Source organism: Pseudonocardia sp. SID8383 (assembly GCF_009864975.1).
In the GTDB taxonomy this organism is placed as follows: Bacteria; Actinomycetota; Actinomycetes; order Mycobacteriales; family Pseudonocardiaceae; genus Pseudonocardia; species Pseudonocardia alni.
Genome location: NZ_WWFY01000374.1, coordinates 1 through 10,450, shown reverse-complemented (window position 1 = coordinate 10,450; position 10,450 = coordinate 1). Strand labels below are relative to the sequence as shown.

11 protein-coding genes are annotated in these 10,450 nt (G+C 74.2%); 7 read left to right on the top strand and 4 right to left on the bottom strand.

The features are described 5' to 3' along the window. Nucleotides 1-303, bottom strand: a 303-nt coding sequence (locus GTW08_RS31700; RefSeq protein WP_237453674.1) for a hypothetical protein, incomplete at its 3' end; no start/stop codon positions are given. 266 nt (nucleotides 304-569) lie between these two features. On the opposite strand from GTW08_RS31700, the gene rraA reads away from it, so the two are divergent. The 7 genes from rraA to GTW08_RS09005 all read left to right on the top strand — a co-directional run bounded on the left by rraA (nucleotide 570) and on the right by GTW08_RS09005 (nucleotide 7,535). Next, the gene (gene rraA / locus GTW08_RS09035) at nucleotides 570-1,067 is read left to right on the top strand and encodes a ribonuclease E activity regulator RraA (protein ID WP_073577323.1); all 498 of its coding nucleotides are present in this window, start codon (nucleotides 570-572) and stop codon (nucleotides 1,065-1,067) included. Between the two features lie 690 nt (nucleotides 1,068-1,757). Further along, nucleotides 1,758-1,967, top strand: a complete 210-nt coding sequence (locus GTW08_RS31695) for a hypothetical protein (RefSeq protein WP_083658937.1) — start codon at nucleotides 1,758-1,760, stop codon at nucleotides 1,965-1,967. 244 nt (nucleotides 1,968-2,211) lie between these two features. Beyond that, nucleotides 2,212-3,393, top strand: a complete 1,182-nt coding sequence (locus tag GTW08_RS09025; RefSeq protein WP_304580183.1) for a cytochrome P450 — start codon at nucleotides 2,212-2,214, stop codon at nucleotides 3,391-3,393. Then, entirely contained in the window at nucleotides 3,390-4,805 is a 1,416-nt protein-coding gene (locus GTW08_RS09020) for an MFS transporter (protein ID WP_346009882.1), read from the top strand. Before GTW08_RS09025 ends, GTW08_RS09020 begins: the two co-directional genes overlap by 4 nt. After that, nucleotides 4,802-5,593 (top strand): SDR family NAD(P)-dependent oxidoreductase, encoded by a 792-nt coding sequence (locus tag GTW08_RS09015; protein ID WP_161151761.1) that lies wholly within the window; start codon nucleotides 4,802-4,804, stop codon nucleotides 5,591-5,593. The genes GTW08_RS09020 and GTW08_RS09015 overlap by 4 nt, the downstream gene beginning before the upstream one ends. Next, nucleotides 5,590-6,945, top strand: a complete 1,356-nt coding sequence (locus GTW08_RS09010; protein ID WP_161151760.1) for a UbiD family decarboxylase — start codon at nucleotides 5,590-5,592, stop codon at nucleotides 6,943-6,945. The genes GTW08_RS09015 and GTW08_RS09010 overlap by 4 nt, the downstream gene beginning before the upstream one ends. Further along, complete coding sequence (locus GTW08_RS09005) at nucleotides 6,942-7,535, top strand: UbiX family flavin prenyltransferase (RefSeq protein WP_161151759.1); 594 nt, start codon at nucleotides 6,942-6,944, stop codon at nucleotides 7,533-7,535. Before GTW08_RS09010 ends, GTW08_RS09005 begins: the two co-directional genes overlap by 4 nt. A gap of 21 nt (nucleotides 7,536-7,556) precedes the next feature. Here GTW08_RS09005 and GTW08_RS31690 read toward each other — a convergent pair whose 3' ends face one another. From GTW08_RS31690 to GTW08_RS08990, 3 genes are all read right to left on the bottom strand, one after another. Beyond that, a complete protein-coding gene (locus tag GTW08_RS31690; protein WP_073577271.1) occupies nucleotides 7,557-8,429 on the bottom strand; it encodes a LysR substrate-binding domain-containing protein in 873 nt (290 codons plus the stop codon). A gap of 55 nt (nucleotides 8,430-8,484) precedes the next feature. Next, the gene (locus GTW08_RS08995; RefSeq protein ID WP_083658939.1) at nucleotides 8,485-9,795 is read right to left on the bottom strand and encodes a benzoate/H(+) symporter BenE family transporter; all 1,311 of its coding nucleotides are present in this window, start codon (nucleotides 9,793-9,795) and stop codon (nucleotides 8,485-8,487) included. A 44-nt stretch (nucleotides 9,796-9,839) separates the two neighbouring features. Beyond that, the coding region (locus GTW08_RS08990) for a CoxG family protein (protein ID WP_161151757.1) at nucleotides 9,840-10,450 on the bottom strand (611 nt) is incomplete at its 5' end.

The following is a 10,450-nucleotide window of genomic DNA, read 5'->3' as shown; positions in this document are numbered from 1 at the left end:
CGGAGTCGTCGCGCTCGGGCGCGGCTCCCCGGCATACGGGCCCCCGGGGTGCCGCTCGGTCGAGAGCGCGTCCGGTCCGGGAGCCTCCGGAACGCGGCGACGCCCGCGCCGGGAGCCGTGGTCGGCCCGGTCCGCTCCTGGCCGGGCCAGATCGTCACGCTCCGTGATCGACCGGGGACGGCCACGGGGCGCGGCCGGGCGGGGCTCGGGCTCCCGGGCGGACGGGAAGACGATCCCGGCGACGAGGTCCTCGGGCGAGAGGTCCCGGGCCGACGCCTCGACGACGTCGTCCGACCGGTCCATCACCTCGACCGATCGGCGACGTCCACGTCGGGGCGCCGGGGACGACTGGTCCCCGAGCACCCAGCGACCCGAGTCCGGGTCCCATCTCGGTCCTGGCACGACGCCCCCCTTTGGTAGCCGTGCCGATTCAACGATTCGGACGCGCGCCGGTTACGGAGCGCGTCACGGTCACAGAGCGGGGGTCCCGTTCGGCCCTTCCGCCGCCCCGTTCGGACGCGCCGGACCCCCCGCTGGCACCGGGCCCGGTCCGGACGAGAGTGGGCACCATGTCGATCGACCCGCAGTTCCTCCTGGGCCGCCGTACCACCGCCGACCTCGCCGACGACCTCGGCGACGCCGTCCGCTCCTGCGACGTCCAGTTCCGCTCCTTCGGCGCACACTCCCGCTTCGGCGGTCCCGTGCGCACCGTGCGGTGCGAGAACGACCACGCCCTGCTCCGCGCCACGCTCGACGGCCCCGGTGACGGGGCGGTCCTGGTCGTCGACGGCGGCGGTTCGACCCACTGCGCGCTCATCGGCGATGTCATCGCCGGCCTGGCGGTGGCGAACGGCTGGGCCGGGATCGTCGTCTACGGGGTCGTCCGCGACAGCGTGGCACTCGCCGCGCTCCCCCTCGGCCTCAAGGCGCTGGGCACGAATCCCCGCAGGAGCAGCAGGACCGGGGCCGGGGAGGTCGACGGCACCGTGACGTTCGGCGGGGTCGACTTCACCCCGGGCGGGATCCTCTACTCCGACGAGGACGGGATCGTCGTCGTCGCGCGGTGAGGTGCCGGCGGCTTTCGTCGACCCCTGAGCGCCGAGTCCGACTCCCGGCTCGCCGAGTTCCTGCGCCGGGTGGAGGCGAGCGGCGACGACGCCGCTCCGGCCGCCGTCGTCGTCGGGGCGGGCGAGGCCTCCGAGGTGCAGGAGCCGATCGCGCTGCAGTTCGCCGCGACCGTGCGGGAGCAGCCACGTCGAGCCCGCCGGCGGGCCGGACCGCGACCTGCGACGGGTGCGGCTCACCCCCGCGGGACGGGAGTGGCTCGCGGAGTACGACCGGAGCGCGCCGACGCCGCACCCCCGCTTCCCGTCGTAGCCACGGGCGCGAGAGCGCGGCATGCGCGCCGGACGACGGCGTCGGCGTAGGCGTGGTCGAGCGCCCCGGTCCGCAGCTGCCACCGGTCGCCCAGGCGGTGCTGCCCCATCTCCGCGCCCGCGGAGCGGGACACATCATCCAGATCTCCACGACCGGCGCGGTGGGTGCCATGCCGACCCTCGGCCTCTACAACGCGGGCAAGTGGGGGCTGGAGGGCTTCTCGCAGGCGCTCGCCGGTGAGGTGGCCCGGTTCGGTGTCCGCGTCTCCGTGGCCCAGCTCGGCGGGTTCGACACGGACTGGGCCGGCGCGGGGATGCACTTCGCGACCCCGTCCGCCGTCTACGACGACCTGCGGCCGCGAGCTCTTCCGGACGGCCGAGGTGCCGTGGCGGGCCGAGGGGCCGCTCGGCGCGCCCGTCGCGGAGGCGGTCGACGCCCTGCGCCGGCACGTCCACGCACCCGACGGCCCGTTCCGGCTCCTGGTCGGGGCGGACGCCCCCGACCAGGTCACCGCGGCGCTGCGGGCCCGGTGCGAGGACTACGCCGAGGACGACCGCCTCCTCTGGCCGGCTCCGGCCGCGACGCCCTGACCCACCGAGGCCGGCCTCCTGCCGGTCGCCGACGAATCGTCCGGCCGGGACCTGCTCGCCCGGTGGATCCCGCACGGCGGTCCCGCCGGGACGCCGGGGCTGCACCCGCACCCGGTGGTCGGGACCTGGCCGGACGACTATCGCTGGCATAGCCAGCTGCGCATCGTCGGGCGGCGGGCTGCCGCGCAGACTCGGGGCACACCGCACCAGCGGGTGGAGAGCCGAGGGTAGAGAAGAGGCAACGGTGCCCGACAACAGTCCGCGCGAGGTCCTCCCGCACTTCGATCCGCACGATCCCGGTCTGTCCCCCGAGCGCGCCTACGCGACCTACGCGCAGCTGCGCCGACATTGCCCGGTCTCGCACGGCGAGCGCCACGGCGGCTACTGGTCGATCTCGCGGTACGCCGACGTCCGCGACGCCGCTACCGACCACACGACCTATTCCTCGACCGGCGGGGTCTACCTGCCCCCGGTGTCCGGGAGCCGATTCCCCCCGATCGACCACGACCCGCCCGAACACGCCGGGTTCCGCGAGCTCATCGCGCCGCTGACGAGCGGCGCCGCGGCGAAGACGATGGAACCGGCGGTCCGCGCCATCGCCGAACGCCTCGTCGACGGGTTCACCGGACGGGGCCGCGCCGAGCTCGCCGCCGAGCTCGCCACTCCGCTACCGCTGGAGGTCATCACCCGGCTCTATGACCTGGGTCCAGAGGACACGGAGGAGATCCGCGGCTACTCCGAGGAGTTCCTGACCCACGCCTCCGGCTCCCGCGGCCCAGAGATCATCGACCGGGTGTGCCGGTACTGGGTCGGCCTGTTCGCCGACCGGCGCGAGAACCCACGCGAGGACTTCCTCACCGGACTCGTCGAGGCCAACCGCGAACTCGGGGCGACCGACGACGAGCTCGCCAACATGATGTTCATCCTGACCTACGCCGGGCACGACTCCACGGCGCTCGGTCTGGGCAACACGCTGTTGTACCTGGCCGAGCATCCGGATGTGCAGCAGCGGCTGCTCGACGAGCCGAAGCTGATCCCTTCCATGATCGACGAGATCCTGCGCCACGAGACCCCGCTGCACTGGTTCCCGCGACAGCTCACGGCCGACACCTGCCTGCACGGTCAGCAGATGAAGGCGGGTGAACGGGTGCTGCTGCTGTTCGCCTCGGCCAACCGCGATCCCGAGGTCTTCGACCGCGCCGACGAGATCGTCATCGACCGGCGGCCGAACCGGCACCTCGCGTTCGGCGCCGGGATCCACACCTGCCCCGGGATGGCCCTGGCCAAGCTCGAGATCCGCACGGCGGTCCAGGTCGTGCTGGAGCGCATCCCCGGGTTCCGGGTGGACGGCGACGTCGAGCGGACCGACCCGCTCGAGGGCGGAGGGCGTCACCTCGGCGTCCGGCGGCTGCCGGTGACCTGGTGAGCGCCGCCGTGCCCGGCCCGGCCCCGGCCCCCGCGCCGACGACCCGTCAGATGGTCACCGCGGGCACCGCGTCCACGGTCGGTTTCGCGTTCGATCTGTTCGACCTGTTCATCCTGCTCTACGTGGCCTCCACGGTGGGCCCCCTGTTCTTCCCCACCGACAGCCCCACACTCACGCTCGCGGCCACGTTCGCCTCGTTCGGGGTGAGCCTGGTGATGCGCCCGCTGGGCGGCGCGGTGTTCGGCCGCTACGCCGACCGGCACGGCCGCAAGCAGACCATGCTGGTCACCGTGGGCGGCGTCGGTCTGGCCACCGCCCTGATGGGAACGCTGCCGACCTACGCCGCGATCGGTGTCGCCGCACCGTTGGTGTTCGTCGCGCTCCGTCTGGTGCAGGGCCTGCTCGTCGGCGGCGTCGTCGCCTCGACCCACACCCTCGGCACCGAGACGGTGCCCCAGCGCTGGCGCGGCCTGGTCTCCGGACTGGTCGCCGGCGGCGGGCCCGGGCTCGGCGCCGTGATCGCGTCGGTGGTGTTCCTGGCCGTGTCCTCGGCGTTCCCCGGACCCGCGTTCGACGCGTGGGGCTGGCGGGTCATGTTCTTCACCGGCCTGGTGGCCTCGCTGGCGAGCCTCGCGTTCTTCCGGCTGCTCGAGGAGTCCCCGGTGTGGTCCGCCGCGCGGGCGCGGGCCGCCGGTGCGGTGCCGGAGCCGCCGGCCAGGGCCCGGGACCTGCCGACCGCGGTAAGGCCGCGGACGCTGGTCGCGGCCGCCGCGCTGGTGACCGGCGCGGGCGCGCAGTACTACCTCACCTCGGGCTACCTGCCCACGTTCCTGGACGAGATCAACCAGCTTCCGGCGGGCGCGCGTGGGCTGCTGCTGGTCTGGACGAGCCTGGCCATCCTGCCGATCGCGTTGCTGGCCGGGCACGCCTCAGAACGGTTCGGCCGTCGCCCGGTGTTCCTGGCCACCGGCATCGTGAACCTGGTGGCACTGCCGCTGCTCGCGCTGGCCATGGGTGGGCTGGGGCCGGAGGACACCGGGGCGCTGCTCGGCTACGGCCTGATGATCACGATGCTGGCCAACGCCCCCATCGCCGCGGTGCCGATCTTCCTGAACGAGCTGTTCCCGACCCGGTTGCGTGCGACCGCGACCGCTTTGATCTGGAACGGCGGGTTCGCCATCGGCGGGCTGACCACCACGTTCGTCAGCCTGGCCAGCCCGACCGTGCCGGACATCCCCAGCCGGCTGGCGCTGTTCCTGGCCGTGGTCGTCGCGCTGTTCCTGCTCGGGGCGGCGTTCGTCCCCGAGACGCGTGGCGCGCTCGACCGCGAGAACCCGCGCGACGCCGTTCCCAGTCCGTCACCCACCGCCACGGCCGACCGGCCGGAGCCCCTCCCGGGAGGATCACAATGAGCACGAACGAGCAGAGCAGCGGCGAGCACCTGGGCCGCACCGTCCTCGTCACCGGCGCCGGCGGCGGGATCGGCGGCGACTACGTCGCCGCGTTCGCGGCGGCGGGCGCGAACGTCGTGGCCACCGACGTCGCCGGGGCCGCCGACGCGGGGCTCGCCCTGGCCGACGAGGTGAGCTCCGCCGGCGCGGGGAAGGTCGTGTTCGTGACGGCCGACGTCACCTCCGACGCCGACTGGGAGACCGTCGTCGCCACCGCGGGCGCCGAGTTCGGCGGGATCGACGCGCTGGTCAACAACGCCGCGATCTATCAGGGCCTGGGCACCAAGTCGCACCTGACCGAGCTCACCAACGAGTCCTGGGACCGGGTGCTGACGGTCAACGTGCGCGGCACCTGGCAGGCGATCAAGGCGGTGACCCCGGCGATGCGCGCCCGCGGCGGCGGACGGATCGTCAACATCTCCTCCACCGTGGCGCGGATGGGTGCGCCCGGGTTCGCGCACTACGTGGCCTCCAAGGCGGCCGTGGACGGGCTCACACGGGCCGCCGCACGTGAGCTCGGATCCGACGCGATCACCGTCAACGGCGTCGCCCCCGGCCTCGTCAGCGACGCCGCCAGCCGGACACTCAACACCGGCGACTACATCGCCGCGGCGGCGAAGGGGCGGGCGCTGGGCCGCGAGATGACCCCGGGCGACCTCGTCGGCGCCGTCATGTGGCTGGCCTCGCCGTCGTCCGGGTTCGTCACCGGCCAGACCGTCGTCGTCGACGGCGGTGGGGTGTTCACGTGAGCTCCGACCTGCGTTCCTGGCTCGACGTGCTCGACGGCCGCGGCGAGCTCGCCCGGCTGAGGTCCCCGATCGACCCGGACCAGGACGTCGCCGCGGTGCTGACTCGTGCCGACGGGCAGCGCGCCGTGCGGTTCGGCGACGTGATCGGCGCGGAGTTCCCGCTGGTGGGGAACACCGTGCCGAGCCGGACGCACCTCGGCCTGGTACTGGGCTGCGAACCGGCCGGGGTGGCCGACCGCTTCGCCGCCGCCCTGGACGCCCCGGAGCGCTGCCCGGAGGTGGAGGCGTCCGGGGCCCCGGTGCTGGCGAACCGCATGCACGGCGACCGGATGCTCTCGGTGCTGCCGCTGACCCGTCAGCACTCCGAGGACGGCGGCAGGTACCTGACCTCGGCGCTGCTGGCGGTCCGCGACCCGGTCAGTGGTCGGATGAACCTCTCGATCAACCGGCTGCTGGCCGCGGGCGAGCGGGAGCTGCGTGCGCTGCTGCTGCCCGGGCGGCTGCGGAGGATCTTCACCGAGGCCGAGGCGGCGGGGCGCGACCTCGACGTCGCCCTGGTGGTCGGGGTGCACCCGGCGCTCGTTCTCGCCAGCCAGTCCCCCGCCGACCGCGAGCTCGACGACTACGGGGTGGCCAACGCGCTGGCCCCTCCGGTCGAGCTGGTCGCCGCCCCGACCGTGGACGCGCTGGTGCCGGCCCGGGCGGAGTTCGTGCTGGAGGGCCGATTCCGGGCCGGACGCCGCGAGGCCGAGGGGCCGTTCGGGGAGTATCCGCGCACGTACGGGCCCGGCGGCCCCGCCCCGGTGATCGAGCTGGTGGACGGCTGGCACCGTGACGACGCGGTGTTCCAGACGATCCTCTCCGGCGGCCGCGAGCACTTCTACGCCGGCGGCGTACCGCGCGAGGCGGCCTGCCTGCGGGCCCTGCGCCGGGCCGGGCTGGACGTGGCGGCGCTGCGGCTACCCGAGTCCGGCTCGTGCCGGCTCACCGCCGTCGTGGCGCTCCGCGGGCCCACGCCGGGAGCGCCGACCACCGCGATGATGACGCTGTTCCTCACCGCGTCCACGATCAAGCAGGTCACTGTCGTCGACGACGACGTGGACATCACCGACGACGAGCAGGTGGCCTGGGCGGTGGCCACGCGGACCCAACCCGACCGGGACCTGCTGGTGGTGCCGAAGGCGAAGGGCAGCAGCCTGGATCCCTCGGCCGAGCAGGGGCTCACCGCGAAGCTGGGCCTCGACGCCACCGTCCCGGCCGCCGACCGGGACCGCTACCGGCAGATGACGGTGGCCCCGGCCGACCCGTCGGCTCTCGAGCGCCATCTCGCGGAGCTGGGGGACCTCCGATGAGACGCATCATCGTCGCGCTCACCGGGGCGTCCGGGGCGGTGTACGGGATCCGGGCGCTGGAGCTGCTGCGCGAGGTGCCCGACGTCGAGACGCACCTCGTGCTGACGAAGGCGGCGCGGGCGACGATCGGCTACGAGACGGACCGCAGCGTCGCCGACGTGCGCGCACTCGCCGACGTCGTGCACTCCGACGGCGACCTGGGCGCGCCGATCTCCTCCGGCTCGTTCCGCACGGCCGGGATGCTGGTGGCGCCCTGCAGCGTGAAGACGCTGTCCGGGATCGCCGCCAGCTACGACGAGTCGCTCGTGGTGCGGGCCGCGGACGTGGTGCTCAAGGAGCGCAGGCGCCTGGTGCTCCTGTTGCGGGAGACCCCGTTGCACGCAGGCCACCTACGGCTGATGTCCGAGGTCACCGCCTCCGGCGCGATCGTGATGCCGCCGGTGCCCGCCTTCTACGCACACCCGCACAGCGTCGCCGACATCGTCGAGCACACCACCGGTCGGGCGCTCGACCTCCTGGACGTCGACACCGACGCGGTCGCCCGCTGGACCGGCGAGCGGGACGGACGAGCTGTCGTGCACCGGTCGTAGACGTGCGGCCGAGCTCCGCGCTCATTCGCGCGCCGTGCGCAGCAGCAACCGTCGGAACGCCTGTACCGGCGGGGACACGTGCGCGCTGGCCCGCGACACCACGCCCAGCTCACGGAACGCACAGGAGTCGGCGATCGGGACCGTGGGGCCTTCGCCCGCGGCCATCCTCGGCAGCAGCGCGACCCCCATGCCGGCGGCCACCATCCCGTGCACGATCGCCAACTGTCCGGTCTCCAGCACCACCCGCGGACGGACGCCGGCCTCGGCCAGCAACTGATCGGCGAGGTCGCGCAGCCCGTACCCGGTACGCATCCCGACGAGATCCTCGCCGGCCAGCTCGGCGAGCGCGACCTCCGCACGGCAGGCCAGCCGGTGCGCGGCGGGAACCAGCACGAGCACCGGCTCGCGGACCAGCACGTCGACGCACAGCCCGCTCAGGGTCAGCGGCATCCGGGTCATCGCCAGGTCCAGTTCCCCGGAGCGCACGAGCTGCTCGAACTCCCGGGAGATGTCGTGCTCGACGATCCGCACCCCGACCAGCGGGTGCGCGCGCCGGAACCGGGCCAGCACCTCGGGCAGCATCCGCGCGCCGATGCTGGGCAACACGCCCACCCGGACCTCACCTTCGCGCAGACCGCTGACCTCGGCCACCCGTTCCCGGCCGCGTTCGAGTTCGGCGAGCGCGATCTCCGTGTGCTCGAGCAGCGCGGATCCGGCCGCGGTCAGCACGATGTGCCGGCCGGTCCGCTCGAACAGCCGAGCACCGACGTCCTGCTCCAGCTTGCGGATCTGCACCGACAACGACGGCTGGGACAGATACAGACGGGCGGCCGCGGAGGTGAAACTCCCCTCGTGCGCGATCGTCACGAAGTACCGAAGTTGATGAAGCTCCACAGATCACCCCGGACCATCTGTTCCATACCGTGTCACCGTGCCGGCGTGCACGCGTTCATCCGGCCTCGGACCGCACCCTGAAGTCACCCGGCTCGACCACCGCGGAGATCGCGACCCCCGCGACGAGCGCCCAGAACGGGCTGGAGATCCCCAGCGGTGCGACCCCGCTCATCGCGACCACCAGGGCCGTCAGCGCACCGGTCCGGAACCGGCCGTCGCCGAACGCGCCGCGGAACGACGACACCAGCACCCCGATCATGGCGAGCCCCGCGACCACCGCCACCAGCTCGGTCGGCAGCGCCGTGACCGCGGTGACCGCGATCCCGGCGAGGGCGCCGAACGCGATGAACAGCACGCCGTTGACCACGCTCGCGGCGTAGCGGGCGTCGGGGTCCGGCCCGGCCTGCGGACCCGAGCAGATCGCGGTCATGGGGCCCGCGACGTTGGCGTTGTGGCCGCCGGTCAGCGGGGCCAGCAGCCCGCCCACGCCGCTCGCGACCGTCATCGCGTTGATCGGGGGCCGGTAGCCCTGGCTGAGCAGCACGCCGTAGGCCTGTGCGTTCTCCGCGGCGATCACCAGGACCGCCAGCGGGATCCCGACGGCCAGGATCGCGGCGAGGTCGAACGTCGGCGCCACGAGCACCGGCGCCGTCCAGCCCTCGACGGCGGTGGCCTGCGTGGTGAAGCCGCCCGTGGCCGCGGCCGCGGCCAGCCCGGCGACCAGCGCACCGAGCGCGCCGGGCACCGCCGGGACGAACCGGGACAGCAGCAGGAACCCGGCCACCGCGGCCGCGACGATCCACGGCGCGGACTCGGCCGCGGTCACCACCCCGGTGCCGAACCGGATCAGCGCCCCGGCGATCATCGCCATCACGATCTGCTGCGGCAGCCACCGGGACACGGTGCCGATCAGGCCGGACAGCCCGAGCACGAGCACGAGCAGTCCCGCGACGAGGAACGCGCCGACGACGGCGGAGAACGGGAACGTCCCCAGCGCCCCCACCACCAGGACGGCCCCCGGGATGGAGAAGGCGCCGACGACCGGCATCCGGTAGCGCAGGGCGAGGAACAGCGAGATCAGGCCGCCGAAGACGTAGATCCCGAAGATCCACGACGCGATCATCCGGCTGTCCAGGCCGTTCGCGGCGGCACCGTCGATCACGATCAGCGCCGGCCCGGTGCAGCCGAACACGGCCGCGACCACCCCGGCGCCGACCGTTGCGGGGTTCAGCCGCCGGGGCAGGCCGCGCAGCCCGGACCGGATCCCCGGGCCGGGTTCGATACGGCGGGTCGGCCGCGGCTCGGCCGGCGGGGTGGGCGGTGCGGCGGCCGGGCCCTCGGCGGGCTCGTCGGTCGATGCGGTCATGGTGTCGCCTCCTTGCGATCACTCACCGGGCAGGGAGCGGGCGGCTACCGGCGCCGCAGTGTGCGGACGCGGGTGAGGCCCCGGCGGACGAGCGCGCCGACGGTGTCCCGGACAGTCCCCAGCACCAGGCGGAGCTGCGCACCGCGGCCGGGCTCGGTGACCGACCCGGTCTCGGCGGCCTCGTCGACGCTCGTCGCGAACTGCTCGAACAGCCGCCGCGAGACGTCACCGGCCAGCGCCCGGCCGAACTGGGCGACGCGGCCGGTGAGGTGGACGTCGGCGTGCGCGGTCAGCACCGTGCCGCCGTCCGGTCCAGCCTCGGCGGCCAGCACGACGTCGGCCTGGGTGGCGCTGCCGCCGGCGTCGGCGCCCTGGGCGTGGAACCGCAGCCGGTGCGCGGCCGGGTCCCGCTCGACGACCTGGGCCAGACCGTCGAAGGACAGCTTCACCGGGCCGAGCGCGACGACGGCCCGGCCGCGGTAGCGGTCGCCGTCGAGCACCTCGGTCAGCCGGGCGCCGGGCAGGCAGCGGGCGAGCAGGTCGAAGTCGTCGAGCACCGCCCAGACCCGCTCGACCGGCTGCCGGAGCGCGCTGGTGACCTCGACGACCGCGGACGGCGGCCCGGAGGGCAGCCGCACCTCCTGCGCGAGCGCCG

Excerpts from the sequence above, each read along its gene's own strand:
- GTW08_RS09005 (WP_161151759.1), top strand. The coding sequence starts at position 6,942 with ATGAGACGCATCATCGTCGCGCTCACCGGGGCGTCCGGGGCGGTGTAC.
- GTW08_RS09015 (WP_161151761.1), top strand. The coding sequence starts at position 4,802 with ATGAGCACGAACGAGCAGAGCAGCGGCGAGCACCTGGGCCGCACCGTC.
- GTW08_RS08995 (WP_083658939.1), bottom strand. The coding sequence starts at position 9,795 with ATGACCGCATCGACCGACGAGCCCGCCGAGGGCCCGGCCGCCGCACCG.
- rraA (WP_073577323.1), top strand. The coding sequence starts at position 570 with ATGTCGATCGACCCGCAGTTCCTCCTGGGCCGCCGTACCACCGCCGAC.